Genomic DNA, 26,443 nt, shown 5'->3' on the forward strand with positions numbered 1-26,443 from the left:
CTTTCAGACGGCCGCCGGGATCACCGGGTCGTCGGCGAACTGGGTTCGGTAGAGCTCGGCGTAGCGGCCGTCGGCGTTGAGGAGGGTGGAGTGGGTGCCGCGCTCGATGATGCGGCCGTCTTCGAGGACCAGGATCTGGTCGGCGGCGCGGATCGTGGAGAGGCGGTGTGCGATGACCAGGGCGGTGCGGCCGGTCAGTGCTTCGGTGAGGGCCTCCTGGACGGCGGCTTCGGAGGTGGAATCGAGCGAGGCGGTCGCCTCGTCGAGGATCACCACCCGTGGTTGCTTGAGGAGCAGGCGGGCGATGGTGAGGCGTTGGCGTTCGCCGCCGGAGAGGCGGTAACCGCGTTCGCCGACGACGGTGTCGAGACCGTCGGCGAGCGAGTCGACCAGGTCGCCGAGGCGGGCGCGGCCGAGGGCGTCCCACAGTTGTTCCTCGGTGGCTTCCGGCCGGGAGAGCAGGAGGTTCGCGCGGATGGTGTCGTGGAACAGGTGGCCGTCCTGGGTGACAAGGCCGACGGTGCGCTGGATGGATTCGGTGGTCAGGTCGCGCACATCGGAGCCGTTGAGGCGCACCGCGCCGGAGTCGACATCGTAGAGACGGGAAACCAGCTGGGCGATCGTGGATTTGCCCGCGCCGGAGGAGCCGACCAAGGCGATGAGCTGGCCGGGTTCCGCGCGCAGCGACACCTCGTGCAGCACCTCGACGCCGCCACGGCTGTCCAGGGTCGCGACGTCTTCCAGCGAAGCGAGCGAGACCTTGTCGGCCGACGGGTAACCGAAGTTCACCGCGTCCAGCTCCACCGCGACCGGGCCGTCGGGCACCGGGGTGGCGTCCGGAGCGTCCTCGATCAGCGGCTTCAAGTCGAGCACCTCGAAGACGCGCTCGAAACTCACCAGCGCCGACATGATCTCCAGGCGGGCGCTGGCCAGCGCGGTGAGCGGGGTGTAGAGGCGGGTGAGCAGCAGCGAGAGCGCGACGACCGAGCCCGCGTCGAGACTGCCCTTCAGCGCGTACCAGCCGCCGAGGCCGTAGACCAGGGCGAGCGCGAGCGCGGAGACCAGGGTCAGCGAGGTGACGAAGGTGGTCTGCAGCATGGCGGTACGCACGCCGATGTCACGCACGCGGGTGGCGCGCACCGCGAACTCCGACGACTCCTGCTTCGGCCTGCCGAACAGCTTCACCAGGGTGGCGCCCGGCGCGGAGAAACGCTCGGTCATCTGGGTGCTCATGGCGGCGTTGAGCTGGGCGGCTTCGCGCTGCATGGCGGCGAGTTTGTTGCCCGCGCGCCGGGCCGGGATGACGAACACGGGCAGCAGCACGAGGGCGAGCAGGGTGATCTGCCAGGAGATGCTGAGCATCACCGCGAGCGTGAGCAGCAGGGTGACGAGATTGGTGATCACGCCGGAGAGGGTGTCGCTGAACGCGCGCTGCGCACCGATCACATCGCTGTTGAGCCTGCTCACCAGCGCGCCGGTCCTGGTGCGGGTGAAGAACGCCACCGGCATCTTCTGCACGTGATCGAACACCGCGGTGCGCAGATCGAGGATCAGACCCTCGCCGATGCGCGCCGACAGCCAGCGGATGGCGATGCCGAGGGCGGCGTCGAGCACCGCGAGACCGGCGATGGCGAGTGCGAGCAGCACCACGGTCCGCGGCGCCGAACCATCGACGATCCCGTTGACAACGCGCCCCGCCAGCACCGGGGTAGCCACACCGAGCACCGCGGCCACCACGCTGAGCAGCAGGAACCCGCCGATCCGCCGCCGATGGTGCTCAGCGAACCGCAGAATCCGGCGTGCCGTCACCATGCTGAACGGGCGCTGCTCCTCCGGCGCGTTCACGCGCCGGTACATCTGGCTGTAGGCCACGGATTCGATACTCACTGCACTCTCCTCAAGGCTTCGGAGCCCATTGAACTCCTGCCCACCGACACTAAAACCTCAACAAAGGTTGATCGCAAATGCTTTCCGCTGACTCCCGGTTCCGCGCACAGCGAAACCGACCGCCGAATCACACCCGACGGCGGTCGCGCGGACGGCTGACCGGATCTGCCCGGCCACGCGAATAGGCTGGTTTCCGTGGACGACGACCGGAGCGCTGAACTGCTGGCGGACGCACTGCGCAGGCGGGTCGGCTGCCCGGTCGACGCGTCGGTGCGCAGGCGCGTCGAGTACTCCGCCGACGCGTCCAACTACCGCGTCCGGCCCGCCATGGTGGTGTTCGCGCGCGCCGAGGACGACGTCGCAGCCACGGTGACCTTCGCACGTGAGAACGGGCTCTCGATCACCGCTCGCGGGGCGGGTACCTCGGTCGCGGGCAATGCCATCGGACCCGGCATCGTGCTGGATTTCAGCAGGCACATGAACGCGGTGCGCGCGGTCGACGCCGAGGCGCGAACGGCGACCGTGCAGCCGGGGGTGGTGCTCTCGGATCTGCAACGGCGACTGCGCCCGCACGGGTTGCGGTTCGGGCCGGATCCGTCGACGCAGGACCGCTGCACGCTGGGTGGGATGATCGGCAACAATGCGTGCGGACCGCACGCGCTGGCCTGGGGGCGTACCTCCGATACCGTGCGTGAGCTGCGCATTCTCGATGGCACAGGGGAGCGGCGAACACTGGGTGCCGACCTGACGGCGGTGCCCGGCCTGGCGAAGTTCACCACCACGAACCTGGCTGTGCTGCGCACCGAACTGGGACGATTCGATCGTCAGGCATCCGGCTACGGCCTCGAACACCTGCTGCCGGAACGTGGTTCGTCGGCGGCGAAGGCGTTCGTCGGTTCCGAAGGCACCTGTGGACTACTCCTGGAAGCCGAGGTCGCGCTCACGCCCGTGCCTGCCGCGACCGTGCTCACGGTGCTCGCATACCCCGATATCGCCTCGGCCGCCGACGATATCGCCGCGGTGACCGCATGCGCGCCGATCGCGGTGGAGGGTATCGATGCCGGACTGGTCGACGTGGTCCGCGCGCATCGGGGGACGGTGCCCGAGTTGCCGCGAGGCCGCGGATGGTTGTTCGTCGAGACCGCGGGAGCGACCCCGGCCGAGGCGCTGGCGGTGGCCCGGCGTCTGTGCTCGGAGAGCAACGCCGATGACCACCGGATCGTCACCGATCCCGTTGCCACCGCGGCACTCTGGCGCATTCGTGCCGACGGTGCCGGTCTGGCCGGGAGAACCCCCGACGGGAAACCGGCGTGGCCCGGATGGGAGGACGCCGCTGTTCCGCCGGCGAACCTAGGGGCGTATCTCCGCGAATTCGCCGCGCTCACCGGCGAATACGACGTGAGCGGCCTGCTGTACGGACACATCGGCGACGGCTGTATCCACGTCCGCCTCGACTTCCCGATCACCGACGCGCCGCGGCGATTCCGCACCTTCCTCTTCGACGCCGCCGAACTCGTTGTGCGTCATGGCGGATCGCTGTCGGGCGAACACGGTGACGGCCGCGCCAGATCCGAACTGCTCGAAATCATGTACTCACCGGCCGCGCGGGCGGCCTTCGCGGGCTTCAAGTCCCTGTTCGATCCCGGCAATATCCTCAACCCGGGCGTCCTCGTCGCTCCGAACCCCGTCGACGCCGACCTGCGGGTAGCCGCTCTCACGCCGGTCCCATCGCGAGGTTTCGCCCTGTCCACAGACTCCGGCGATTTATCCACAGCTGTGCACAGATGTGTAGGAATCGGCAAGTGCCGTGCGGACACTCGTGGTTCCGGCGGCTTCATGTGCCCCTCGTATCTGGCCACCGCCGACGAGAAGGACACCACGCGCGCCCGCGCCAGAGTGCTCCAGGAGGTGGTGCGCGGCGAACTCGACTGGCGCGCACCAGCAGTCGAGGAGTCCCTCGACCTCTGCCTGTCCTGCAAGGCCTGCGCCTCCGACTGCCCCGCGGGCGTCGACATGGCCACCTACAAATCCGAGGCGCTGTACCGCCGCTACCGAGGACGCCGACGCCCCCTCGATCACTATGTCCTCGGCCGACTCCCACGCTGGCTCGCCATCGCCCAGCACTTCCCGCGCCTCGCCAACGCCGTCGCCGCCCGCCCCCACCTGCGCCGAGTGGGCATGCGTCTGGCCGGAATAGACCCGAGACGAGAAGCGCCGCGACTCGCCCCGAAATCGTTCCGCCGCCGATGGTCTGACGACAGAGCGGGTACCAGCGCGTCATCGGCTCCCGAAGTCATGCTGTGGATCGACAGCTTCACCGACAGTTTCGACCCCGAAAACGCGATAGCCGCGATACAACTGATCGAACAACTCGGCTACCGCGTCCGCACCCCGAAAGATCGTGTGTGCTGCGGTCTCACCTGGATCAGCACCGGCCAGCTCGACGGCGCCCGCGCCCGACTGCGCGCCACCCTCGACGCACTGTCCGAGCACGTGGCAGCGGGTGGCCTGATCGTCGGCCTCGAGCCCTCCTGCACCGCCACGCTGCGCGCCGACCTGCCCGAACTACTCCCCGGCGATCCACGAGCGAAACAGGTCGCGGCCTCGGTGCGCACCCTCGCCGAGTTCCTGCTGGAGCACCCCACGTGGCAACCACCCCAGCGCCCGCACGACACCGTTGTCGTCCAACCGCACTGCCACCAGCACGCCGTGGGCGGCTTCGACGCCGAACGCCGAATCCTGGCCGCGATGGGCGTCACCGTCCAGGAACTGGCAGGGTGCTGCGGCCTGGCAGGCAACTTCGGCATGCAACGAGGCCACTACGACGTCTCGGTCGCGGTAGCCGAGAACGCGCTACTCCCAGCGCTGAGAAATGCCCCACCGAACGCGATCTTCCTGGCCGACGGCTTCTCCTGCCGCACCCAAGCCGACCAACTCGCAGGCACCCCCGGCCTGCATCTGGCCAGGTACCTACTCGATCGCCAGATCGGACCGGCTGTCAGTTGACGCCGATCACAGGCGCACAATGGTCGGGTGCGTGATCAGACCCTGGACCCGGACCTGGTCTCGGCCGGTCTGTCCAGGACCGTCCGGTCGAGCAGGCCCTTCGACGTCGGCATCACCGTCTCACCGCTGCGCCGCGGCGGCGGCGACCCCTGCCACCACATCGGCCCCGACGGCGCCCACTGGCACGCCTCGCGCATGTCGACCGGCGTGGTCACCTATCGCCTGACCCAGGACGGCCGCGACGGCGCGAGCGCCCGGGCCTGGGGACCGGGAGCCGAGGAATTCCTGGCCGGCCTCGACCGCATGCTCTGCCTCGAGGAGAACCTCGACGACTTCGCCCCGGAGCATCCCAAGCTCGTCGAAGCCCATCGCACGGTCCCCGGCCTGCGCATGCTGAAGACGGGGCTGGTGATGGAGTCGCTGATCCCGGCCATCCTGGAACAGAAGGTGCACACGAAGTCCTCGTTCGCGGCCTGGCGCACCCTGGTCCGCGAGTTCGGGACGAAGGCCCCTGGCCCGGCACCGGCCGGCCTGATGGTGGCACCGGACGCCGACGCCTGGCGGCTGATCCCGTCGTGGAAATACCACCGGGCCAATGTCGGCCCGCAGCGCGCGCAGACCATCGTGCGCGCAGCCAGAGTCGCCGACTCGATCGAACGCACCGCCACCCTCGACCCGGCCGAGGCCGCGCGACGTTTGCGCAGCCTGCCCGGCATCGGGGTATGGACGGTGGCCGAGACCGCGCAACGCGCCTTCGGCGACGCCGATGCCCTCTCGGTCGGCGACTACCACCTCGCCGCCGTTGTCGGCTGGAGCCTGCTCGGCCACCCGATCGACGACGACGCGATGATCGAATACCTGCGGCCGCTACAACCCCACCGCTACCGCGCGGTGCGACTGCTCGGACTGAGCGGGCAGGCGCGCAAACCGAAATTCGGCCCGCGCGACCCGATCACCGATCATCGCCACCACTGAGGCGCGCTACGGCTAACGCGTCGCGCGCGCGTCGAGTACGCAGCGGCCCGCTTCGACGAGAGTGTTGCGCGCCCGCCTGCGCACCCGGCACTCTTCGACGGTGCAGTCGAGGTGTAGTTGCATTGCGGCATGGGCTTGTTCGGGCTCCATCGGGCCCGGGTCGGTGGAGCAACTCAGCAGTGCTGTGGCGACGCGCATGTTCACTTCGCTCAATTGCATGAACCAAGCACAGCACGCAAACACCCGGCTAACGGTGAGTACACGCGCGATCGGATAGATTTACCTCGAATTCCCAGCACGACATCCAAGGGGGAGTGCAGGATTCCCCACAGTGGACGAATTCCACCGTCGCCGCGGGGCTCGGAGCGGATGGCGGGTGTGCGACACAGAAGGAGCGGGGCTGTGGCATCGAACGGAACGTACGGGCACGCGGGTGCCTCCTCGACTCTGCCGCGCCGCCAGCTCGGCCGCTACCTGCGTGACTGGCGCACCCAGGCCGGGCTCACCATCGCCGAGGCGGCCCGGCTGATGGAGTGGGGCGCCAGCACCCTCCAGCGACTGGAGAAGGGGCAGGCCGACCGCATCCGGACCATCGACATCCACGAACTGTGCCGGATCTACGGCATTCCCGAGGATCTCGCCGACGGTCTCGCCGGGCTCGCGCAGCAGGCCGCGGTCAAGAGCTGGTGGCACGCCTACGGCGACCTGATTCCCGAAAACTTCGATATCTATGTGGGTTTGGAGGCATCGGCGCATCGGTTGCGCGCCTATCAGTCCGAGCTGGTTCCCGGACTGCTCCAGACCGCGGAATACGCACGGGCACTGAATCATCTGGGTTTTCCCAAGGATTCGGTCGACGAGCTCGATCGCCGCGTCGCGCTGCGGCTGCAACGCCAGGCATTGATCACCCGCAAGCATTCGCCCGCCGAGATGGATGTGGTTCTGCACGAATCGGTATTGCGTAGCGTCGTCGGTGATGCAAAGGTGATGGCTGCGCAGTTGCGACACCTTGCCGACGCGAGTACTCGAAGTAACGTGTCACTGCGCATCCTGTCGTTTGCCGCCGGTGTTCCACTCGGAGTCTCTACCGGACCTTTCACGGTTCTCGAGTTCGGCACCGACAGCAAGGGGAAACCGGTCGAACCGCCGGTGGTGTACGCCGAAGGCTTTACCGGCGACCTCTACCTGGAACGACACGCAGATGTTCGAAGGTACGACCAGGCTCACGAATGCCTCCAGCGTCATGCGCTGGATATCCCACCGAGTAGAGACCTGTTGCGGCAGGTCGCGAAGGAGTATGTGGCATGAGTTTCGATCTCGTCGACGCACACTGGTTCAAGAGCACTCGTAGTGGTGCGGGCAAGGATTGCGTCGAAGTCGCTTTCCTGTTCGGCGGGCACGTCGGGGTGCGCGACAGCAAGAATCCCGCAGGCCCCGCCCTGGTCTTCGACGGCGCGAGCTGGGACGACTTCACCCGGGGCATCGACACCGGCGCGTTCGCGTGAACACCAAGCGCGACATCGACACCACCGGAGCCACCTGGCTGCGGGCGGGCTCCACCGACGGCAGCGTGGAGGTCGCCATGCTGGCCGAGGGGTACGTAGCCCTGCGCGACAGCAAGAATCCCGAGGGTCCGGTGCTGATCTTCACCCCGAGTGAATGGACCGCGTTCACCGCGGGCGTGCACGACGGCGAGTTCGATCGTCCTTGATCACGCTAGATCACAGAACGATAGATATTCGGCATACACCGAGGTTTGATGCGGAGCCGGGTCGGGTAGCCCAGGTATATGGACCGAGGGTTGAAGAAAATGCCGCCCCGGTACCGGAGGCTAGCGCCTGAGGACGGGGTGGAACGCCTGATCGTGATCCTGCTGTTCGCGGTATCGGCGATCGGAATCTACGTACTCACCAGCTCTTTGCTGTCGGCGCTGTTCATCGGATTACTGGTCGGATTAGTCGCTGTGGGGACTGTAGCTGTCTTGTAGGCAGCAGACGCTGCGGGGCTTCCTGCCCCGCAGCGTCAACAGTTCCTACCGCCGGAACAATTTATTGCCGAGCCAGACAATCGGGTCATATCGACGATCCACAACACGTTCCTTCAGTGGAATCAACGCGTTGTCGGTGATCTTGATGTGCTCGGGGCACACGTCGGTGCAGCATTTGGTGATATTGCAATAGCCCAAACCTGCTTCCTCCTGGGCCATTTCGCGTCTGTCGCGGGTGTCGAGCGGGTGCATCTCCAACTCCGTGATCCGCATCAGATAGCGCGGACCCGCGAAGGCGGGCTTGTTCTCCTCGTGATCGCGCACCACATGGCAGGTGTCCTGGCACAGGAAGCACTCGATGCACTTGCGGAACTCCTGCGAGCGCTCCACGTCGACCTGTTTCATCCTGTAGTCGCCCGGCGCGAGACCCGCCGGCGGCGCGAATGACGGGATCTCCCTGGCCTTCTCGTAGTTGAACGAGACGTCGGTGACCAGGTCCTTGATGATCGGGAACGTCCGCATCGGGGTGACGGTGATGACCTCCTCCGGCGTGAACGTCGACATGCGCGTCATGCACAGCAGGCGCGGGCGGCCGTTCACCTCGGCCGAGCACGAACCGCACTTGCCCGCTTTGCAATTCCAGCGCACGGCGAGGTCGGGGGTCTGGGTGGCTTGGAGACGATGGATGATGTCGAGCACCACTTCGCCCTCGTTCACCGCCACCGTGTAGTCGGAGAGGCTGCCGCCGTCGATGTCTCCGCGCCAGACCCGGAACCGGGCGTCGTATCCCATGGTTACGCCTTTCCCTCGGCTGCCGGGTGCGCAGCCAGTTCTTGCTCGGTGTAGTACTTTTCGAGCTCGCTCAGTTCGAACAGGGCGAGTAGGTCGTCGCGCATCGGCGTCTGATCGGCCGGGGTGACGGTCACGTCGGGGATCTGGGCTTCGGAGGCCGGATCGACGGCGCAGACCAGCAGCGTGTTGCGCCAGTCCGGGTTCATGCCGGGGTGATCGTCGCGGGTGTGGCCGCCGCGACTCTCGGTGCGCAACAGCGCTGCCTTGGCGACACATTCGCTGACGATCAGCATGTTGGCCAGGTCGAGGGCCAGGTGCCAGCCGGGGTTGAACGGCCGTTTGCCCTGCACTGCCACGTTGGCGTAGCGGGCGCGCAGCTCGGTGAGTTTGTCGATCGCCGCGCGTACTTCGTGTTCCTTGCGGATGATGCCGACCAGGTCGTTCATCGTCTGCTGGAGTTCGGAGTGCAGCGTGTACGGATTCTCGCCGGGGCCGTCCGCGGGTGAATCGAACGGGGCCAGTGCGATTTTCGCCGCCGCCTCGATATCGGTCTCGGACGGTGTCGGTTTGTCGGTCAGCTGCTGGACATACGCCGATGCCCCGAGCCCGGCCCTGCGGCCGAACACCAGCAGATCGGACAGCGAGTTGCCGCCGAGCCGGTTCGAGCCGTGCATGCCACCGGAACACTCACCGGCAGCGAACAATCCGGGTACGAGCGCGGCACCGGAATCGGGGTCCACCTCGATGCCGCCCATCACGTAGTGGCAGGTGGGGCCGACTTCCATCGGTTCGGCCGTGATGTCGACATCGGCCAGTTCCTTGAACTGATGGTGCATCGACGGCAGCCTGCGCACGATCTCGTCGGCGGGCATGCGGGAGGCGATGTCGAGATAGACGCCGCCGTGCTCGGTGCCGCGGCCCGCCTTCACCTCCTCGTTGATCGCCCTGGCGACCTCGTCGCGGGGGAGCAGGTCAGGGGTGCGGCGCGCGGAATCGTTGTCGCGCAACCACTGATCGGCCTCTTCCTCGGTTTCGGCATACTGACCCTTGAACACCGGCGGGATGTAGTCGAACATGAACCGCTTGCCCTCGGAGTTCTTCAGCACGCCGCCGTCGCCGCGCACACCCTCGGTGACGAGGATGCCCTTCACACTCGGCGGCCAGACCATACCGGTGGGGTGGAACTGGAGGAACTCCATATTGATCAGCGTCGCGCCGGAGCGAAGGGCCAGCGCGTGGCCGTCGCCGGTGTACTCCCACGAGTTCGAGGTCACCGTGTAGGACTTGCCGATTCCGCCGGTGGCCAACACGATCGCGGGCGCCTTGAACAGCACCAAGCCACCGGATTCACGCCAGTAGCCGAACGCACCGGCGATCGCCCCCGCGTCGGTGAGCAGTTCGGTGATCGTGCATTCGGCGAAGACCTTGATCCTGGCCTCGTAGTCGCCGGTCGCCGCGTAGTCCTCCTGCTGCAACGAGACGATCTTCTGCTGCATCGTGCGGATCAGTTCGAGGCCGGTCCGGTCGCCGACGTGCGCGAGGCGGGGGTAGGTGTGGCCGCCGAAGTTGCGCTGGCTGATTCGCCCATCGGCGGTTCGATCGAACAGCGCCCCATAGGTTTCCAGCTCCCACACCCGGTCGGGCGCCTCCTGGGCATGCAGTTCGGCCATGCGCCAGTTGTTGAGGAACTTGCCGCCACGCATGGTGTCTTTGAAATGCGTCTGCCAGTTGTCCTTCTCGTTGGCGTTGCCCATCGACGCCGCGCAACCACCCTCGGCCATCACGGTGTGGGCCTTGCCGAACAACGACTTACACACCACCGCCACCGAAAGCCCTTGTTCGCGTGCCTCGATCACGGCTCGCAGACCCGCGCCGCCCGCTCCGATCACCACGACGTCGTAGTCGTGCCGTTCCACGTCTGGCATTGAAATACAAGCTCCTCGCGTTGTCGCGGCTCAGTTGACGAACCGCAGGTCCGAAATGGTTTGGCTCGCAACCAACATCACGTAGAAGTCGGTGAGCACGAGGGTGCCGAGGGTGGTCCAGGCCAGCGCCATGTGGCGGGTGTTGAGCTTGGAGATCTGGGTCCAGTACCAGTACCGCACCGGGTGGGCGGAGAAGTTCTTGAGCCGCCCGCCCGCGATGTGCCTGCACGAATGACACGACAGGGTGTAGGCCCACAGCAGGATCACGTTGACCAGCAAGACGATATTGCCGAGGCCGAAGCCGAACCCACCACTGCTGCCGTGGAAGGCGGTGATCGCGTCGTAGGTGTTGACCAGCGAGACCACCAGCGCCACATAGAAGAAGTAGCGGTGCGCGTTCTGGATGATCAACGGCAGCCGCGACTCACCGCTGTAGCGCGCGTGCGGCTCGGCCACCGCACAGGCGGGCGGGGAGAACCACACCGAGCGGTAGTAGGCCTTGCGGTAGTAGTAGCAGGTCAGCCGGAAGCCGAGCAGGAACGGCAGCACCACGAAGCCAAGTGGGATCCACATCGGCAGCTCGGGGAACGGGGTGCCGAAATGCGCCGATCCCGGTGCGCACGAGTCGCTCAGACACGGCGAGTAGAACGGGGTCAGATAGTGGAACTCGGGCACCCAATAGGCCGTCCGGACAAAGGATCTGATCGTCGCGTAGGCGACGAACGCGAATAGTCCGAGCGCGGTGAACAGCGGCGGCAGCCACCAGCGGTCGGTGCGAAGGGTGCGCGCCGAAATACGGGCACGCGTTCTGCTGAAGACGCCGGTGCCCGCGGAGTGTGAAGCGGGGGAGGCGGTCGGTGCGGCACTCACGGTGGATGCCTCGCTGATCTTCGGGTCTGCGGCAGTGATCATTACCCACCGCGATGGATTGTGATGTGGAGCACCATACGCCTGTGTTCGCGCCGCTCGCCGTGGGTCTCACGCACTCGGTCCCCGTGCATGCCGGTGATCTCGATCACAGCCATGACGTTCGTGACGACCCGTCATGCCCGTGCAACAAACCTGTGGTGCCCTGTGACAGGTATTCCCCGCATCGGGGAGAGGAGCGTGACGCGCAATGAGAAGAGCCGCGATCGTGGCACCCGTCCGCACGCCCAGTGGCGTCGAAGGTGGTGCGCTGTCGGGTATGCCGGCCGAATGGCTGGCTACCACGGTGTTGTCGGCCGTGATCGAACGCTCGGGCATCGACCCTTTGCGCATCGACGATGTGGCCATGGCCTGTATCGACGGTGGCCTCTCCGACATACCCGCGGTGGGTGCGCTCGCCGCTCGCGGTGCCGGATTACCTTTCGCGGTACCCGGTTTCGTGACCGACAAACACGGCGGTAGCGGTCTGCAGGCGGTGATCACCGCGGCGATGATGGTGCAGACCGGCGCCGCCGATGTGGTGGTCGCGGGCGGCGTGGAATGCGCGTCGACCCAGTCGGGCCTGCCCGGTGGGACCGCGGGATTACACAACGCCGAGCGGCTGGCGCACTACTACGGGATCGACCGCGGTGCCGCCGACGAGTTCGCGGTCGCCAGCCATCGCAAGGCGGCTCGCGCCTGGCGGCAGGGTGCGTTCGCGGCCGAGGTGGTCGGGGTGGCCGCCGGGTACGGCGATCACCAGATCACCCGGGACGAGGGTGTGCGCGACGACCTGTCGACCCACACGCTGGCCGGGTTGCGCCCGCTGCTCGCCGATGGGGTGGTGACGGTCGGGAACATGAGTTCCCATCGGCTCGGGGCATCCGCGTGCCTGGTCGTGGCCGAGGATCGGCTCGGCGAGCTGGGGTTGACGCCGATGGCGTTTCTCGCGGGGTGGGCCGCGGCCGGTTGTGACAACGAGGGGCCCGGCCTCGGGGCGGCGCCCGCGGTGTCGAAGCTGCTCGGGCGTACCGGGTGCGCGCTGGACGAGATCGATTTGCTCGAGATCAACGAGGGCTACGCGGTGGAGGTGCTCGCGTTGGCGACCGAATGGGAACTCGACCCGCTCGACCGGCTCAATGTGAACGGTTCCGATATCGCGCTCGGGCATCCGGTCGGCGCCACCGGCCTGCGGATCATGACCACGATGCTGCACGAACTCGGTCGCACCGGCGGTCGCTACGGACTGGAGGCCATCGCACTCGGCCACGATCACGGGATCGCGGCCCTGTTCGAATCGGCGGAGGTCGACGAACCGGTCGAGGTGCCTCGGGGAGCTCGCTTCCACGGCTCCCGTACGCGCAGGCTTGGTCGACACCGAGCGTGAGTTCGGTTCGGTAGGGCATCAGGTAAAACCGGGCCCGGGGTGGTTTAGCTTGCTGTGTTTGTTGGAGCGCTGACGCGCTCGAGTCGGGGCCCTTCGGGCCCCCGATCTTCCCTCCCTGCGGGTACTCCTTCGTCGCACCCTCCGGTCAGTCCAGATCGGGGCGGGCCCCTTCGGGTAGGGACATATCAGGGATACCCGGCCCAGGCTGTGCACTGGTGGGTGCATGGGTCGGCGCGGCGACCCTGTTGGCAGGGCCGCCGCGCCGGTGATCAGGTTCTACTTTGTTCTCGGGCGGGAGTGGAAGCCGAGGCCTTCGTCCTGGGCGCCCATCCATGCTGCTTCGTCGGACTTGCTGTCGGGGACGTAGATCGGCTCCGACCTGCGGGGGATGGCGAGTTCCGGCGGTGGTGCCTGCTCGAAATCCTCGGCGTCGATGACGAGCCGCTCGAGGTCGTTCTCCAGACGACGGATGGTGGCCGCGTCGCCGTAGTTGGAGCGCAGTGCACCGATCGATTGCCGGAGTTGGCCGACCGCGTAGCGCAGTTCCGCGATATCGCTGCGTGTCATCGTTACCTCCTGTGTATATGGCGGGCATACCGACTCGCCGGACCACGGGTACGCCCGAAAAGTCCCCGGGCCGCACTGCACCGAGCCGTGTGACTCACCACACAACGTGATCTCCACCACAATAACGGATCTTTTCGGTTTACGCCCGAAGTTGCGGGAGACCGCGGGATTGCCATCGGATAACTGCCACGCTCACCCCGCGACGGCGTAGCGAGCGCGGACGCCGACCCTCGCCCGTTCGACCAGTGCGGTGATCGCGTGGGCGACCTCCTCCGAGCGCTCGAGGATGACGCTGTGACCCGCGCCCTCGATCCGCACCAGCTCGGCACCGGCCAGCTGTGAAGCCAGCACCACCGAGTGCGCGAACGGCACCATGAGATCGGCCGAGCCCGCCAGTACGAGAGCGGGCAGATCGCCGAAGCGGGCGAGGGTGTTCGCCTCGTCGAAGTCCAGCAGCGAGCTCAGGAAGCCGGACATGGTCAGCAGCGCGGTCTCGTTGAGAACCGCGGTGGCGATGGCCGTCACGCGCGGATTCACGCGCCGGGTGCCCGCGCTCGCCTCGCGGATCAGCGGCCCGAAGATCCAGCGGGAGAAGCGCTTCGACGCCTGCATCACCCGGGGTGCGTGCACGACGGCGCGCTGCAGCGAGGCCACCGCGTGCCGGTTGAGGAGTCGGCCGAGGCCGACCTGGGTGATACCGCCCGCGGCGCCCGCGATCAGGCCGATCCCGGCGACCCGGTGGCCGATGGCCGCCGGATGGAGGCGGGCGTAGGCCAGCACCACCATCGCGCCCATCGAATGACCGATCAGCACCACGGGCCCGGTCGGTGCGACCGCGCGCAGCACCGCGTCGAGATCGGTGGCGAGCTGGTCGATCGTGTAGGTGGCGTGGTGGGCGTGCCCGGATTCGCCGTGGCCGCGGTGGTCGTAGAAGACCATGCGGGTGTCGGCATCCCAGTCGCGCAGCAGGTGTTCGCGCAGGAACGACCAGGATTCGGTGTGCAGGCAGTGGCCGTGGACGAAAACAACGGTCAGGGCCGCGTCCGTGGCGCCGAAGCTCCGGACCGCGATCGGCACACCGTCATCGGCGACGACGGTGTAGCGGTAACCGTCGGTGTCGGTGAAAGGGAAGGTCTTCGACATTGCGGCCTCCTCCGGTCCGGCGGGGCGCACCTGATGCGTCCTGCTGGGCTTTTCGGAGAAGGTTTCCAGCGTGTTAACCGGTCAACCCTCGCGTTATCCACCCGATGCGCAAACGATCCCGGGCGGGCCCGCACCGTTACTCAGGACAATCTTCGGGTATCTAGCGCTCGTACTAGAAATTTGTAGATTGCTATCGAGCGATGACTCGGCATGACTTTCTTCGGCTCTCTAGATAAAGACCTAGAAAACCGAAGATGCTCATACGGTCCGGAGATAGCGGCCGAAGTGGGGGACGGTGAAGCCGATCGTGCCGCGTTCGGCCGAGTAGATCAGGCCCTTCTTGATCAGGCCGTCGCGCGCCGGGGAGACCGAGGCGGGTTTGCGCCCGAGCTCGGCGGCCACCGCCGACGTGGCGACCGGGGCGTCGTCGCCCGCCAGGTCGGCCATGGCGCGCATGTACTCGCGTTCGGCGGGAGTCGCGCGTTCATAGCGGGAGCCGAAGAAGCCGACCGCCAGCTCCTCTTCCGCCGCGGGAGAGGCCACCGCGACGTCTTCGGCGGTGATCGGGCTGTCGGGTGCCTGATCCCAGGCGGCCTTGCCGTAGGCCTGGACGAAATACGGGTAGCCGTCGGCTCTTCGGTAGAGCGAATCGAGCGCGGTTTCGGTGAACTTCACGTCCTCGCGTTCGGCGGGGGCGATCAGTGCCAGGTCGGCCGCCGCGCGGTCGAGGCGGTCGATGCGGTGATAACTGAAAAGACGCTCCGAGTAGCTTTTCGAGGCAGACAGCACCGCGGGCAGGTGGGGCAAGCCCGCGCCGACGACGATCAGCGGGGCGCCGTCCTGGCTCAGCTCGTGACAGGCGCCGCAGATCGCGGACACATCGGCGGGGCCGAGGTCTTGCATTTCGTCGATGAAGATGGCAATGCCGATACCGATGTCGGCGGCGAGGGCAGCGGCCTCTTTGAACAGTTCGATCAGATCGATCTCGATATCGCCCGAGTCGGCGCGGCCGGTCACCGCGGGCACGTCGATGCCGGGCTGCCACCGTTCGCGCATGCCCTTGTCCGCGGTGGCGCGCAGGGCGAAGGCCTTGAGGATGCCGAGGAAATCGTCGACCTGTTCGGAATTGCGGGCCGACATCGCGATCGCGCGCACCGCCATGTGCAGTGCCGACGACAGCGGCCTGCGCAGATCCTGGTCGGGCCTCGCCTCGATCTTGCCGGTGCCCCAGCCGCGCGAGATGGCGGCGGAGCGAAGCTGATTGAGCAGCACGGTCTTTCCGACCCCGCGCAGGCCCGTGAGCATCACGCTGCGTTCCGGCCTGCCGCGGGCGATGCGCTCGAGCACGATGTCGAACGCCGCGAGTTGTTTGTCGCGCCCGGCCAATTCGGGCGGACGCTGGCCGGCGCCGGGTGCATACGGATTGCGCACGGGGTCCATGCCGGATAACCGTAGCGCGTGTGCACGGGAGAATCTCGGTAACTCTCGGCTGTGTCCTAGATACTGCTAGCGAAACCGAGAATTGCTTGTCGAAACTGGAATGGAGCCCGATGTTCGAGCAACCCCAGACCACTGCGGGGATCGTCGCGAGCTGGCCGCTGCCGCAGGGCGCGCACCTGGCCGACACGATCCGCCGTGACCTGCTGGCAACGCTCGACGGGGGCCTCGGCGACCTGGACCCGCAGACGGTCGCCGCCCTGGCGATCGGGCCGCTGCTGATCATGCTCGGCAGGCTCGAGATCGACCTGGCCGACGCTCGAACGCGCATCGACCAACTCGAGCGCGAGCTGCGCGATCGGTAACGCGCCGCCCGGCGGTGACGATGAAATCGTTACCCGCGCCGACACGCCGGTGCCGTGGCCCCTGTTCTGGGCTTTTCCGGTCGGAAGAAAACAACTTGCGTGCTTCGCTGGACAGCGCTCATCACAGGCCGTAATCTTCTCGTGACTTAGTGGAGTCTGTCGGTTCGTCAGAGAAGCGGCGCCATTGGGTCACCGCCGAATAGCCGTGATCGCCAAGCGATTCGCGACGAAGCGGCGGGAGAGTAGCAAGATCGGAGACTCGTCTCGGTGGGTAAACACAGCTTGCAGCGGGATTCTCGACTGCCGAATTCCGTCAAGGGTGCCCTCGTCATGGGCGCGGTGGCCGCTACAACCGGTGCTATGCCCGCGATTTCGCAGGCCGCCACGATCAACATCCCCGGTCTGGGTAACTTCGATCTGCCGCCAGAGCTCGAGCAGCCGGCGCAGCAGGTCGAGAAGCAGCTGCAGGCGATGGTCGCCCCTCAGAGCCAGGCCGCACCGCAGCTCCCGAGCGTGAACTTCGAAAACCCGTTCCAGCAGCAGCAGACCGCAGGCAACGTCGCTCTCGACGCCGCCCGTGGCAAGCTGGGCGCCCAGTACAACTGGGGTGCCGCGGGGCCGCAGAGCTTCGACTGCTCCGGGCTCGTGCAGTGGGCGTACCGCCAGGCCGGTGTCGAACTGCCGCGCACCAGCTTCGAGCAGTCCCATGTCGGCGCTCCCGTCTCGTTCGACAACCTGCAGGCCGGTGACATCGTCATCACCAACGGTGGCGGCCACGTCGGTATCTACGCGGGCAACGGTCAGCTCCTCAACGCCGTGCAGTCGGGCACCCCGGTGTCCTACACCCACCTCAGCGCCGACGACGTCGTCACGGCTCGCCGTATCGTCTAAGGGGTGACCCCCCAGCACTCCGACACCCAGGCCCGCGTCGACGCGTGGATCTGGGCGGTGCGCCTGTTCAAAACACGCTCGGCCGCGGCAGTTGCCTGTCGCGCCGGGCATGTCCGCGTTAATGGGGTCACCGCGAAACCGGCGCTGACCGTCCGCCCCGGTGACGAGATCAGGGTGCGCCACGCCGGTGTCGAGCGCATCGTCATCGTCGAGCGGATCATCCACAAGCGAGTCGGCCCGCCGGTCGCCGCCCAGTGCCTGATCGATCGCAGCCCGCCGCCGCCACCGAAGGAAGTTCTCGCCACGCTGCCGCAGCGCGAGCGCGGTGCGGGTCGGCCCACCAAACGTGAACGGCGTGAAACGGATCGGCTGATGGGCCGCACCGACCAGCCGCCGGATGTTGTCGGGCGTTAGCCGCGAACGGCGGCGGCTCGACCTGGTTCGGTGGTCGGGGTGTGGGCGATCGCCTACGGTGGCACGTATGGGTGAGCGCACGACGATGTTATCGAATGTTCTCGCCTGCTGTATTGCTGTCGTCGCCACGGGGCCGCGGCTGCTCTGGCCGCGCGGTGCCGATACCGCGTTTCTGGACGGGCTCGAGGTCGCTCCCGTTCCACCCGCGCACAACACCGTTGGTCTCACCGCGCTGGTGCAGGCGCAGCTGTCCGCGCCGACGACGATCGTCGCCGAGGGTGTGCGGACGCTGCGGTCCACGCAGCTCACCATGTCGACGTTCCTCATCCGGCACCCGGACGCCACCTTCCTGGTCGACCCCGCGATCTGCGCGGGCGTGCACCAGCGGGTACTGCCGGAGCTGCCGTTTCCGGTGCCGCTGCTGGTGGGCCCCGACAGTCCGGTGCGGGGTCTGAGCGAGGTGCTGGCCGCGCACGACCTCACCGGCAACGACATCGACTTCGTGCTGCCCACACATCTGCACTGGGATCACGTCGCCGGGCTGTACGAACTGCCCGGCCTGGTCCCGATCCGGGTGCCCGCGGTCGAATACAGCTGGGCGATGGCCGGATCGCGCGTCCCACTCGGCGTCGCCCGTGGACCACTGCGCGGCCGCGCCTTCGACCTCTACGAACTCGACGGCCCGCCCGTGCTCACCTTCGCCCGCAGTCACGACCTGTTCGGCGACGGCTCCGTCCTGATCGTCGACCTGGCAGGCCATACCCCCGGCAGCGTCGGCATCCTCCTCGCCGTCGATGACGGCTCCCGCGTCCTGCTCGCAGGCGACGCGGTCTGGAGCACCCTGCAGATCGACCTGCTCCGGGAGAAGGCGCCGCTGCTCGGCGAACTACTCGACGCCGATCGCGACCGGGCCTTCGAAACCATCCACCGCCTGCATGCCCTCCCGGCCGATATCGAAGTGATCCCCGGCCACGACCACGCCGCCGTCACCGCCCGAACCGCACCATGATCAGGCGGGGTTCCCGACCGTGATGTCAGCCGGCGAGCCCGGCGGCGACAGTGGAATACCTTGGACGCCAACCCAATTCATCATGGGCGAGCTGACTCGAGATTCGCATCGACGTGTCGGACATCAGGGCGCCGATATAGGGGACGGCCAGTCGGATCATCCACGCGGGCAAACGGATGGGCCGTGGGGTCTGCAGGCTACGGGAAACCTCCGCGAAGAACTCCCGCCAGGTGATCGGGTTGTCGTCGGCGATGTTGTAGGCGCGGCCTGGTGTGCCGCGTTCGAGCGCGGCGACGGTCGCGGCGGCCGCGTCATCGACATGGACCCAGGTATTGACTCCGCCGGAGCCCAGCGGCCCGACCGGGCTGTGCTTGCGCATCATGTCCGCGAACAGATCACTGAACGCGCCGGGACCGTAGAAGAGCCCGTACCGCAACGCGATCGCGTCGACACCGGGTGCGCCGAAGGCCTGACTCTCGCCGGAAACGCACGCGCGAACCACCTCGTCGGCCACCCCACCGTCGTACACCCCGAACCGATCGCGCTCGCTGACGAGCCGGTCGCCGTGATCGTGGTAGCCGTAGCCGAGGATCAGCGACTGGGTGACGAACCGCCCGGCGCCGACCACCGCCGCGGCGTCGAGCAGGTTGGCCGTGCCGGCCGTCCGCAGCAGCCCGGTCGGATCGTCGGCCGGAATCCGGCGCTGCACCTTCGCATTGCGCAAGGCGGTGGCCTGATGGATCACGGCATCGGCGCGCAGGCCGTCGACAGCGCGCAGTAGTCCCTCGCGGTCGAGCACATCGGCGGTGACCGGGGTGGCGCCGAGCTCGCGCACGAGCGGGAACGCGCTCGGATTGCGGACGAGCGCCGACACCGTATGTCCGTTCGCGGTCAACGCGCGGATCAGAGGGCGGCCGATGGCACCGGTGGCACCTGCGAGCAGAACCTGCATGATCGTTCCTTCCGGCTGAGTGGGTGTTTGCCTATCCTCTGGACGGGGTAACGCAGGTATTTGTGACGGCCTGTGATCGGCTTCACGCCACGCGGGTACGACCGTGCTGGTTGCGCGATGTCACGGCGGGTCTGCGGCGTGTCGGTGTGTATCGTGCGGCTCATGCGAGTCGACGGTCGGGAGATCCCGGTCACGGGGAAACTCCTGCAACCGCTGATCCGGCGGACCAGTGACATCGTCCGGGTGGTGCTGGCGGGGATAGGCGTTGCCGTCGTGATCGCGGGCTCGCTGATCACCCGGCCGGAATGGCTGGCACTGGAACGCTCGGTCGCCAATATCGTCGGGTTCCTCAGCCAGGACCAGGCGACCATGGTCTACCTGATCTACGGAATGCTCATCCTGGCACTGCCGTTCGCCATCCTCATCGAACTCGTGCTGCGCAGGCAGTGGAAGCTGCTCGCCGGGTACGCGGCGGCGGGCCTGCTCGCCGCGCTCGCCCTGTCGATCACCGGTGCCGGCATCTCGACGCCGAAATGGCACCTGCCGGTCCCGGACCGCTTCGACACCTTCCTGTCGCAATTCCTCGACGATCCACGCTGGATCGCGATGCTCGCGGCCATGCTCACCGTGTCGAGCCCGTGGCTGCCGGTGCGGCCGCGGCGCTGGATGTGGTTTCTGCTCTTGATGTTCGCGCCGATCCACCTGTTCGTCAGCTCGGTGGTGCCCGCGCGGGCGATGCTCGGCTTGGTGGTCGGCTGGCTGGTCGGCGCGGTGATCGTCTGGCTGGTCGGTACGCCCGCGCTCGAGGTGCCACTCGACGCCGCGGTCAGGGTGCTGGCCGGGCGCGGATACATCGTGAAAGCCTTCCGGGTCGACCGGCCCGCCGGGCGCGGACCGCTGCTGCTCGCCACCGAGGTCGACGGGCCCGAAGACGAGATCGTCGTCGAGCTGTACGGCAAGAACCAGCGCAGCTTCGGCGCGATCCGGCAGGTGTGGCGCTGGATCACGTTCCGCTCCAGCGAGACCGCACCGCTGCACGGATCGATGCACCGGGCGGTGGAACATCGGGCGCTGCTCGGTATCGCGATCGGTGACCTCGGGATGGCCGACTCTCATCAGGTCGCGGTGGCGGGCCTGAGCCGCGGCTGGATGCTGTACGCGCACACCATGCCGCGCGGTACGCAGATCGCGACGTTGTCCGCGCAGGTGCTGCCAGGGGTATGGCGTTCGCTGCTTCGCCTGCACGAGAACCAGATCAGCCTCGGCGATCTGCAACCCGACTTCGTGCGCGTCAGCCAGGGCGACACCCTGTTCGGCGGGTTCGCCGCCGCCGAATTCGGTTCGGCGCAGGCGCAACGCCAGACCGATATCGCCCAGCTGCTGGTGACCACCACCTCGCTCTACGGCAAACACGAGGCGGTCTCGGCGGCGATCGAGGCGCTCGGCGAGGACAAGGTCGCCTTCGCGGCCAGGCGCCTGACGAAATCGGCCATGTCGATCGGCATCCGGAAGTCGGTGCCGCAGTGGACCAAGGTGATGGCCACCGCCCGCGAGGAGGTGCGCAGGCAAACCGGCCACGACCGCATCCAGTCCGAGCAGATCACCCGCTTCTCCCGCAACCAGATCATCCAGCTCGTTCTGCTGGTGGCGCTGGTCTATGTGGCGTATCCGTTCTTCAGCCAGGTGCCGACGTTCTTCAGCCAGTTGCGCACGCTCAACTGGTGGTGGGCGCTCGCGGGTCTCGCCGTCTCGGGGTTGACCTACGTCGGCGCCGCCGCCGCGCTGGGTGCTTGCGCGGACGGGCTGGTCAAAATGCGCTACCTGCTCGTGGAGCAGCTGGCCAACACCTTCGTCGCGACGACCACCCCCGCCGGCGTCGGCGGGTTGGCGCTGAGCGTGCGGTTCCTGCAGAAGGCGGGCATGTCGACGCTGCGCGCGACGGCCGCGGTGGCGATGCAGCAGTCGATGCAGGTGCTCACCCACCTGGTGCTGCTCGTGGTGTTCAGTGTGGTGGCCGGAACATCGAGCAACCTGGCCCACATCGTGCCCGACGCGACGGTGCTGTACCTGATCGCGGGTGTCGGTGTCGGGTTGATCGGCGCGTTCATGTTCGTGCCGACGCTGCGTCGCTGGGTGAATCACTCGGTGCGCCCGCAGGTCAAGGAGGTGCTGGGCGAACTCGCCGACCTCGCGAAGGATCCGAGGCGCTTCGTGGTCATCGTCGTCGGCTGCGGCGCCATCACCCTCGGGAAGGCGCTGGCGCTGTGGACGGCCGTCGAAGCCTTCGGCGGTGGCACGGATTTCGTGGCCGTCACCATCGTCGCCATGATCGGTGGCTCGCTGGCCTCGGCCGCGCCGACACCCGGTGGCGTCGGCGCGGTCGAGGCGGCGCTGATCGGTGGTCTCGCGGCCTTCGGCGTCCCGGCCGAGATCGCGGTCCCCGCGGTACTGCTCTACCGCGTGATGACCTGCTGGATCCCGGTCGGTCTGGGCTGGCCCGTGATGCGCTGGCTGGACAAGAAGGACATGATCTGAATTTCTGGAGCGCTGGCGCGCTCGTATCGCGGCCCTTCGGGCCCCGATTCTTCCCTCCCTACGGGCACTCCTTCGTCGCACCCTTCGGTCAGTCCAGAATCGGGCGGGCCGCGACTTCAAGACATCCAACCGGGGAGCCGAGTGGTCGTCACGATTCCTCCCAAAATGTTTAGCTGTCCAGTTGCCTGCGTATTCAATCGTGTTGTCGCACACTGCTGTCTGATCCAGCTGTGCCGCACGCCGGGAGGAAAGTCTGCTGATGAGAGCCGTAGCGGCGTCGGTAGCGATGCGATCGCCAGGAAGGACCGCGACTCGCGCGCGCCAGCGCTCCAGGGAATCAGAGCCTAAACTGTCTGGGACGTAGCCGGATGATGACCGAAAGGTGTTTTTCGATGGGATCCCGGACGGTGGTCGCCGACGTTGCCGATGAGTTGGCACGCCGGGTAGCTACCGGCGAGTACCGGCCCGGCGAGCTGATGCCGTCGGTGCGCCAGGTCGCCGACGAGTTCGGGATGAACCGTGCCACCGCTCAGCTCATCCTCGGCAGGCTCGAGTCGTACGGATTCGTCGAGGCCAGGCGCGGCAAGGGGTTCACCATCCGTGATGTGCGGGTGGAGGGCGGCATGGACGTCTACCGGCACCTGTTCCGGTTCTCGATCACCGCGCCCGCGGTCGCCGCCGAGATGTTCGCAGACATCGTCGAGGTGGAGCGCGGCATCGTGGGCGAGGCGCTGCTCGCCTACACCGCGGGGGAGAAGGTGCTCGATCCGGCCGAGCTCGCCGCCGCCGTCGACGAGCTGGAGACGATGGCGCGCCACGCCGTGCCCGACCACGCGCACATCATCGCCGCCGAGATCGCGCTGGTGCGCAAGCTCCTCGGCGTGCTCGACATGAGTATGCAGCGCGCGGTACTGAATTCGATCGCCGATATGGTCGTCGAGGTGCCGGAGGCGATCGCCGCCTACTTCGCCGTCGCCCCCGATCTGCACGTGCTGGTCTGGCGGGCGCTGCTCGCGGTCTGGGACGCCGAATCCGCGCCGACCGACGCGCAACTCGCACTGTTCGGTGACCTGTTCGCGCTGTATCACGAGAAGGTGATCGCCCGCTTCGGCCAACTGGTCGGCGAGACACCGGTCCACACCGTGCCACTGAGCTCAGCGGTCTGAACTGATCAGCCGTCTGACCTGATCAGCCGTCTGAACTGGAACTTCTAGCTGTCTGAGTCGGGCTCTCAGTCGTCGCGCCCGCGGTGTGATGCCACCGCAGACGGTGTGGCACCACCGTCTCGCCCATGTCACCGCCGTCCACAACCGCTGGGCAACGCGAACGGGGCGGTGTCCTGGACACCGCCCCGCAGGTCGGATACGCCGAATGTGGTGGTTCGCCCGCACGGTGAGCGGACCCAGCAACAGCTCAGCGGTTGAGTTCGGTGAGGCGGTCGTAGGCCGTCACATACTCCTCGACGAGGCGGTTGATCACGTCGGCGCTGCGTTCGACCTTGTTCATCATGCCGACCACCTGGCCGACCGGGTTGAAGTTCACGTCCTTGGCGGCCTCGGGGTAGCGGTGCCCGCGCTTGACGCCGTCGAGGGCGACCATCATCTGCAGCGGCATCGGCAGCGGGTCGGGGGTTTCGGTGGATTCCCAGGCGTCGGTCCAGTCGTTGCGCAGCATGCGGCACGGCTTGCCGGTCCAGGAACGCGAGCGGACGGTGTCGTGGCTGCTGGCCTCGAGGTAGGTCTCCATCTGCGCGGGCGGCACATTGGCCTCCTCGACGGTGAGCCACAGCGACCCGGTCCACGCGCCCGCCGCGCCCATCGCCAGCGCCGCCGCGACCTGTGCGCCGTTGCCGATACCACCGGCGGCCAGCACCGGCACATCGCCGATCGCGTCGATCACCTGCGGCCACAGCACCAGCGAGGACACCTCGCCGCAGTGCCCGCCGCCCTCGGTGCCCTGGCACACCACGAAGTCGAGGCCTGCCGCCTTGTGGTTCATCGCGTGCTTGACCGAGCCGCACAGCGCGCCGATCACCCGGCCGGAATCCTGAATGCGCTTGACGACGTCGTCGGGCGGGGTGCCGAGCGCGTTGGCCACCAGCTTGGCCTTGGGGTGGTTCAGGATGACGTCGACCTGCGGGCCCGCGGTGGTCGCCGTCCAGCCGAGCAACTCGTTGTGGTGCTCGCCGTCGGGCAGCGCGGGCACGTTGTGATCGGTGAGGATCTGCTGGGCGAAGTCGCGATGGCCCTGCGGAACCATCTGCGCCAGCTGCTTTTCCAGCTGTTCGGGGGTGAGCCCGTCGACGCCCTTGCCCTCGTATTTCGACGGGATCACCAGGTCGACGCCGTAGATCCCGGTGACGTGCTCGTCGAGCCAGGCCAGCTCCACCTCGAGCTGTTCGGCGGTGAAGCCGACCGCGCCGAGTACCCCCAACCCGCCCGCGTTGCTCACCGCCGCCACGACGTCGCGGCAGTGGGTGAAGGCGAAGATGGGGAACTCGATGCCGAGCTGTTCGCAGAATTCGGTACGCATACCGAACTGTAACACGTTCTAGTTTGGTCGAGAATGCCTAATTTCTACAGCGCGGCATCCTCCAGCGCGGCCAGTGAGTCCTCGAGGTGATCGAGCAGTCGATGCAGGTCGGGCAGCGTGCGGCGGCAGCCGACCAGGCCGAAATCGAGGTTGTCGCCGCTCGAGGTGAGGGTGATGTTCACGGCCTGCCCGTCGAGCGGGATCGACAGCGGATAGGTGGCGTCCAGGCGCGAGCCGTTCCAGTACAGCGACTCGCGCGCACCGGGCACATTCGAGATGACGATATTGAACGGCGGCGTCGCTACCGAGGCGAACCCGGGCAGCAGCATCGCCGCGAGCGGACTCAACATCACCCCGGCCATCGCCAGCGTCTGCGTCGGTGTGAGCGAGCGGTACACCTCCTTGTTGCGGCGCGTCGAATCACTCACCACCCGAAGCCGTTCCAGCGGATCCGCGATATCGGTGCCCAGATTGCACAGCAGCGCCGCGACCTTCACGCCCTGACTGTCGATATCGTCTTCCTCGCGCAACGACATCGGCACCAGCGCGATCATCGGCTTGTCCGGCAGCGCGTCGCGCTCCAGCAGATATGCCCGCAACGCACCCGCAGACATCGCCAGCACCACATCGTTGACGGTGGCGCCCGTCGCCTTCTTCACCTGCTTGACCCGATCCATCGACCAGCTGCGCACCGCGCACTTGCGGGCACCGCCGATCGGCACATTGAACAGCGTGCGCGGTGCCTCGAACGGCAGGGTGAGCTGCTGCTGCAGCAGGCCGGTGCGGGTCGCCTTGATCAACGCGGTGGTCGACGAGCGTGCCGAGGTGACCGAGTCGATCAGCCCACCCAGCCGGGATTTGCCGGGGCGGACGGGGCCGATCTTGCGCGGCAGGTTCCACGGCCGCATGAGCTCGGTCGCGAACGGATCGGTGGTGAGCGTGCGGCGCATGAGGCGCTGGGCCGAAACACCGTCCACCAGTGCGTGATGCATCTTCGAATAGAGCGCGAAGCGTCCGTCGGCCAAGCCCTCGACGAAGTGCAGCTCCCACATCGGGCGGTGCCGGTCGAGCAGCGAGCTGTGCAAGGTCGACGCGTGGTCGAGCAGCTGGTCGAATTGGCCCGGTCCGGGCAGGGCGCTGCGCTGCACGTGATAGTCCAGGTCGACATCGTCGTCCTGGGTCCACGCCATCTGCGGTGCGCCCAGCCAGGTGGCGGGCCGCTTACTGAAAGTGGGCCGAACGGTCTTGTCGGCCAACAAGGTGTCGCGGAACTCGCGCAGATATTCGGGCCCCGCGTCCTCCGGCGGTTCGAACAACTGCAGTGAGCCGACGTGCATCGGGTGCTCACGAGATTCCGCGAGCAAGAACAGCGCATCCAACGGCGCGATGAGATCCATGAGAGATCGCCCCCTGACGAGAGTGGATCGGTTGAGTCTTCAGACGATCGACCACGCTGTCGGGTACGGCACCCCTGCGTGCCGTACACCCAAGTTACCCGGCCGTTCGGTGTCGCGTCAGCTGAACGCCCAGACCATGACGAACTCCATGGTGTTCACCGAATGTTCAATTCGCGGAACAGTACTGGATGCTATAGCTGAATAGAACACAGCGGGCCCCCGCCCACAGGTGTTCGGGGGCCCCATGGGGGAGCAGGGGCAGTACGAGTGGGGGTGGGGTTCTGGCGGGTGGTAGGCGTCGCGCGGGACGTGTATGTGGGGGGCGTCGGGGTGAGG

Annotated in this window: 24 protein-coding genes; 13 read left to right on the forward strand and 11 right to left on the reverse strand. The window is 67.2% G+C overall.

Features of this window, described 5'->3' with window-relative positions:
- Nucleotides 1–3 precede the first annotated feature (3 nt).
- Complete coding sequence (locus ACFWPK_RS15645; RefSeq protein ID WP_378915970.1) at nucleotides 4–1,887, reverse strand: ABC transporter ATP-binding protein; 1,884 nt, start codon at nucleotides 1,885–1,887, stop codon at nucleotides 4–6.
- A gap of 195 nt (nucleotides 1,888–2,082) precedes the next feature.
- On the opposite strand from ACFWPK_RS15645, the gene ACFWPK_RS15650 reads away from it, so the two are divergent.
- Together ACFWPK_RS15650 and ACFWPK_RS15655 are read left to right on the forward strand one after the other, a co-directional pair.
- Nucleotides 2,083–4,893, forward strand: coding sequence for an FAD-binding and (Fe-S)-binding domain-containing protein (locus ACFWPK_RS15650; protein WP_378915973.1), 2,811 nt, complete (start codon nucleotides 2,083–2,085; stop codon nucleotides 4,891–4,893).
- Nucleotides 4,894–4,920: 27 nt separating this feature from the next.
- Nucleotides 4,921–5,868 (forward strand): DNA-3-methyladenine glycosylase family protein, encoded by a 948-nt coding sequence (locus ACFWPK_RS15655; protein ID WP_378915976.1) that lies wholly within the window; start codon nucleotides 4,921–4,923, stop codon nucleotides 5,866–5,868.
- Nucleotides 5,869–5,880: 12 nt separating this feature from the next.
- Here ACFWPK_RS15655 and ACFWPK_RS15660 read toward each other — a convergent pair whose 3' ends face one another.
- The gene (locus ACFWPK_RS15660; protein ID WP_056824023.1) at nucleotides 5,881–6,087 is read right to left on the reverse strand and encodes a hypothetical protein; all 207 of its coding nucleotides are present in this window, start codon (nucleotides 6,085–6,087) and stop codon (nucleotides 5,881–5,883) included.
- A gap of 183 nt (nucleotides 6,088–6,270) precedes the next feature.
- Here ACFWPK_RS15660 and ACFWPK_RS15665 point away from each other — a divergent pair, with 183 nt between their 5' ends.
- The 4 genes from ACFWPK_RS15665 (at nucleotide 6,271) to ACFWPK_RS15680 (ending at nucleotide 7,855) form a co-directional block, all read left to right on the forward strand.
- On the forward strand, nucleotides 6,271–7,176 hold the full coding sequence (locus ACFWPK_RS15665; protein ID WP_378915979.1) for a helix-turn-helix domain-containing protein: 906 nt from the start codon (nucleotides 6,271–6,273) through the stop codon (nucleotides 7,174–7,176).
- The gene (locus tag ACFWPK_RS15670; protein ID WP_056824017.1) at nucleotides 7,173–7,373 is read left to right on the forward strand and encodes a DUF397 domain-containing protein; all 201 of its coding nucleotides are present in this window, start codon (nucleotides 7,173–7,175) and stop codon (nucleotides 7,371–7,373) included. Before ACFWPK_RS15665 ends, ACFWPK_RS15670 begins: the two co-directional genes overlap by 4 nt.
- Nucleotides 7,370–7,579 (forward strand): DUF397 domain-containing protein, encoded by a 210-nt coding sequence (locus tag ACFWPK_RS15675; protein WP_378915981.1) that lies wholly within the window; start codon nucleotides 7,370–7,372, stop codon nucleotides 7,577–7,579. The genes ACFWPK_RS15670 and ACFWPK_RS15675 overlap by 4 nt, the downstream gene beginning before the upstream one ends.
- A 138-nt stretch (nucleotides 7,580–7,717) precedes the next feature.
- Nucleotides 7,718–7,855 (forward strand): hypothetical protein, encoded by a 138-nt coding sequence (locus ACFWPK_RS15680; RefSeq protein WP_240505140.1) that lies wholly within the window; start codon nucleotides 7,718–7,720, stop codon nucleotides 7,853–7,855.
- Nucleotides 7,856–7,900: 45 nt separating this feature from the next.
- On the opposite strand, the gene ACFWPK_RS15685 is transcribed toward ACFWPK_RS15680, so the two are convergent.
- The 3 genes from ACFWPK_RS15685 to ACFWPK_RS15695 are packed head-to-tail and all read right to left on the reverse strand — an operon-like array spanning nucleotide 7,901 to nucleotide 11,442.
- The gene (locus tag ACFWPK_RS15685) at nucleotides 7,901–8,647 is read right to left on the reverse strand and encodes a succinate dehydrogenase/fumarate reductase iron-sulfur subunit (RefSeq protein WP_378915983.1); all 747 of its coding nucleotides are present in this window, start codon (nucleotides 8,645–8,647) and stop codon (nucleotides 7,901–7,903) included.
- 2 nt (nucleotides 8,648–8,649) lie between these two features.
- Nucleotides 8,650–10,572 (reverse strand): fumarate reductase/succinate dehydrogenase flavoprotein subunit, encoded by a 1,923-nt coding sequence (locus tag ACFWPK_RS15690; RefSeq protein WP_378915986.1) that lies wholly within the window; start codon nucleotides 10,570–10,572, stop codon nucleotides 8,650–8,652.
- A 30-nt stretch (nucleotides 10,573–10,602) separates the two neighbouring features.
- Nucleotides 10,603–11,442 carry a hypothetical protein gene (locus ACFWPK_RS15695; protein WP_378916260.1) on the reverse strand — a complete coding sequence of 280 codons (840 nt, stop codon included), beginning with the start codon at nucleotides 11,440–11,442 and terminating at the stop codon, nucleotides 10,603–10,605.
- Between the two features lie 247 nt (nucleotides 11,443–11,689).
- Between ACFWPK_RS15695 and ACFWPK_RS15700 the strand changes: the two genes are divergently transcribed.
- Nucleotides 11,690–12,865, forward strand: coding sequence for an acetyl-CoA acetyltransferase (locus ACFWPK_RS15700; protein WP_378915989.1), 1,176 nt, complete (start codon nucleotides 11,690–11,692; stop codon nucleotides 12,863–12,865).
- Between the two features lie 276 nt (nucleotides 12,866–13,141).
- On the opposite strand, the gene ACFWPK_RS15705 is transcribed toward ACFWPK_RS15700, so the two are convergent.
- The 3 genes from ACFWPK_RS15705 to ACFWPK_RS15715 all read right to left on the reverse strand — a co-directional run bounded on the left by ACFWPK_RS15705 (nucleotide 13,142) and on the right by ACFWPK_RS15715 (nucleotide 16,015).
- Nucleotides 13,142–13,432, reverse strand: coding sequence for a hypothetical protein (locus ACFWPK_RS15705; protein WP_378915991.1), 291 nt, complete (start codon nucleotides 13,430–13,432; stop codon nucleotides 13,142–13,144).
- A gap of 192 nt (nucleotides 13,433–13,624) precedes the next feature.
- The gene (locus ACFWPK_RS15710) at nucleotides 13,625–14,575 is read right to left on the reverse strand and encodes an alpha/beta fold hydrolase (protein WP_378915993.1); all 951 of its coding nucleotides are present in this window, start codon (nucleotides 14,573–14,575) and stop codon (nucleotides 13,625–13,627) included.
- A gap of 258 nt (nucleotides 14,576–14,833) precedes the next feature.
- Nucleotides 14,834–16,015: an AAA family ATPase gene (locus ACFWPK_RS15715; protein WP_378915994.1), complete on the reverse strand. Its 1,182-nt coding sequence runs from the start codon at nucleotides 16,013–16,015 to the stop codon at nucleotides 14,834–14,836.
- Between the two features lie 110 nt (nucleotides 16,016–16,125).
- Between ACFWPK_RS15715 and ACFWPK_RS15720 the strand changes: the two genes are divergently transcribed.
- The 4 genes from ACFWPK_RS15720 to ACFWPK_RS15735 all read left to right on the forward strand — a co-directional run bounded on the left by ACFWPK_RS15720 (nucleotide 16,126) and on the right by ACFWPK_RS15735 (nucleotide 18,691).
- A complete protein-coding gene (locus tag ACFWPK_RS15720; RefSeq protein WP_378915996.1) occupies nucleotides 16,126–16,377 on the forward strand; it encodes a hypothetical protein in 252 nt (83 codons plus the stop codon).
- Between the two features lie 330 nt (nucleotides 16,378–16,707).
- On the forward strand, nucleotides 16,708–17,268 hold the full coding sequence (locus ACFWPK_RS15725) for a C40 family peptidase (protein WP_378916263.1): 561 nt from the start codon (nucleotides 16,708–16,710) through the stop codon (nucleotides 17,266–17,268).
- 3 nt (nucleotides 17,269–17,271) lie between these two features.
- Nucleotides 17,272–17,682 (forward strand): RNA-binding S4 domain-containing protein, encoded by a 411-nt coding sequence (locus ACFWPK_RS15730; RefSeq protein WP_378915998.1) that lies wholly within the window; start codon nucleotides 17,272–17,274, stop codon nucleotides 17,680–17,682.
- A gap of 67 nt (nucleotides 17,683–17,749) precedes the next feature.
- The gene (locus ACFWPK_RS15735) at nucleotides 17,750–18,691 is read left to right on the forward strand and encodes an MBL fold metallo-hydrolase (RefSeq protein ID WP_378916000.1); all 942 of its coding nucleotides are present in this window, start codon (nucleotides 17,750–17,752) and stop codon (nucleotides 18,689–18,691) included.
- Between the two features lie 25 nt (nucleotides 18,692–18,716).
- Here ACFWPK_RS15735 and ACFWPK_RS15740 read toward each other — a convergent pair whose 3' ends face one another.
- Entirely contained in the window at nucleotides 18,717–19,643 is a 927-nt protein-coding gene (locus ACFWPK_RS15740; protein ID WP_378916003.1) for an NAD-dependent epimerase/dehydratase family protein, read from the reverse strand.
- A 162-nt stretch (nucleotides 19,644–19,805) separates the two neighbouring features.
- Here ACFWPK_RS15740 and ACFWPK_RS15745 point away from each other — a divergent pair, with 162 nt between their 5' ends.
- The gene (locus tag ACFWPK_RS15745; protein WP_378916005.1) at nucleotides 19,806–22,178 is read left to right on the forward strand and encodes a flippase-like domain-containing protein; all 2,373 of its coding nucleotides are present in this window, start codon (nucleotides 19,806–19,808) and stop codon (nucleotides 22,176–22,178) included.
- Between the two features lie 392 nt (nucleotides 22,179–22,570).
- Nucleotides 22,571–23,344 carry a GntR family transcriptional regulator gene (locus ACFWPK_RS15750; protein WP_378916007.1) on the forward strand — a complete coding sequence of 258 codons (774 nt, stop codon included), beginning with the start codon at nucleotides 22,571–22,573 and terminating at the stop codon, nucleotides 23,342–23,344.
- A 247-nt stretch (nucleotides 23,345–23,591) separates the two neighbouring features.
- Here the strand turns inward: ACFWPK_RS15750 and ACFWPK_RS15755 are convergent, their stop codons facing one another.
- Complete coding sequence (locus tag ACFWPK_RS15755; protein ID WP_378916009.1) at nucleotides 23,592–24,710, reverse strand: NAD(P)H-dependent flavin oxidoreductase; 1,119 nt, start codon at nucleotides 24,708–24,710, stop codon at nucleotides 23,592–23,594.
- 44 nt (nucleotides 24,711–24,754) lie between these two features.
- Complete coding sequence (locus ACFWPK_RS15760) at nucleotides 24,755–26,107, reverse strand: wax ester/triacylglycerol synthase family O-acyltransferase (RefSeq protein WP_378916012.1); 1,353 nt, start codon at nucleotides 26,105–26,107, stop codon at nucleotides 24,755–24,757.
- Nucleotides 26,108–26,443: the final 336 nt, after the last annotated feature.

Source organism: Nocardia sp. NPDC058519, assembly GCF_042719755.1.
Taxonomy (GTDB): Bacteria; Actinomycetota; Actinomycetes; order Mycobacteriales; family Mycobacteriaceae; genus Nocardia.

Coding starts and splice junctions, on each gene's coding strand:
- ACFWPK_RS15660 (WP_056824023.1), bottom strand. CDS start 6,087: ATGCAATTGAGCGAAGTGAACATGCGCGTCGCCACAGCACTGCTGAGT.
- ACFWPK_RS15705 (WP_378915991.1), bottom strand. CDS start 13,432: ATGACACGCAGCGATATCGCGGAACTGCGCTACGCGGTCGGCCAACTC.
- ACFWPK_RS15685 (WP_378915983.1), bottom strand. CDS start 8,647: ATGGGATACGACGCCCGGTTCCGGGTCTGGCGCGGAGACATCGACGGC.
- ACFWPK_RS15760 (WP_378916012.1), bottom strand. CDS start 26,107: ATGGATCTCATCGCGCCGTTGGATGCGCTGTTCTTGCTCGCGGAATCT.
- ACFWPK_RS15725 (WP_378916263.1), top strand. CDS start 16,708: ATGGGCGCGGTGGCCGCTACAACCGGTGCTATGCCCGCGATTTCGCAG.
- ACFWPK_RS15745 (WP_378916005.1), top strand. CDS start 19,806: ATGCGAGTCGACGGTCGGGAGATCCCGGTCACGGGGAAACTCCTGCAA.
- ACFWPK_RS15690 (WP_378915986.1), bottom strand. CDS start 10,572: ATGCCAGACGTGGAACGGCACGACTACGACGTCGTGGTGATCGGAGCG.
- ACFWPK_RS15715 (WP_378915994.1), bottom strand. CDS start 16,015: ATGGACCCCGTGCGCAATCCGTATGCACCCGGCGCCGGCCAGCGTCCG.
- ACFWPK_RS15700 (WP_378915989.1), top strand. CDS start 11,690: ATGAGAAGAGCCGCGATCGTGGCACCCGTCCGCACGCCCAGTGGCGTC.
- ACFWPK_RS15740 (WP_378916003.1), bottom strand. CDS start 19,643: ATGCAGGTTCTGCTCGCAGGTGCCACCGGTGCCATCGGCCGCCCTCTG.
- ACFWPK_RS15755 (WP_378916009.1), bottom strand. CDS start 24,710: ATGCGTACCGAATTCTGCGAACAGCTCGGCATCGAGTTCCCCATCTTC.
- ACFWPK_RS15735 (WP_378916000.1), top strand. CDS start 17,750: ATGGGTGAGCGCACGACGATGTTATCGAATGTTCTCGCCTGCTGTATT.
- ACFWPK_RS15710 (WP_378915993.1), bottom strand. CDS start 14,575: ATGTCGAAGACCTTCCCTTTCACCGACACCGACGGTTACCGCTACACC.
- ACFWPK_RS15670 (WP_056824017.1), top strand. CDS start 7,173: ATGAGTTTCGATCTCGTCGACGCACACTGGTTCAAGAGCACTCGTAGT.
- ACFWPK_RS15750 (WP_378916007.1), top strand. CDS start 22,571: ATGGGATCCCGGACGGTGGTCGCCGACGTTGCCGATGAGTTGGCACGC.
- ACFWPK_RS15720 (WP_378915996.1), top strand. CDS start 16,126: ATGTTCGAGCAACCCCAGACCACTGCGGGGATCGTCGCGAGCTGGCCG.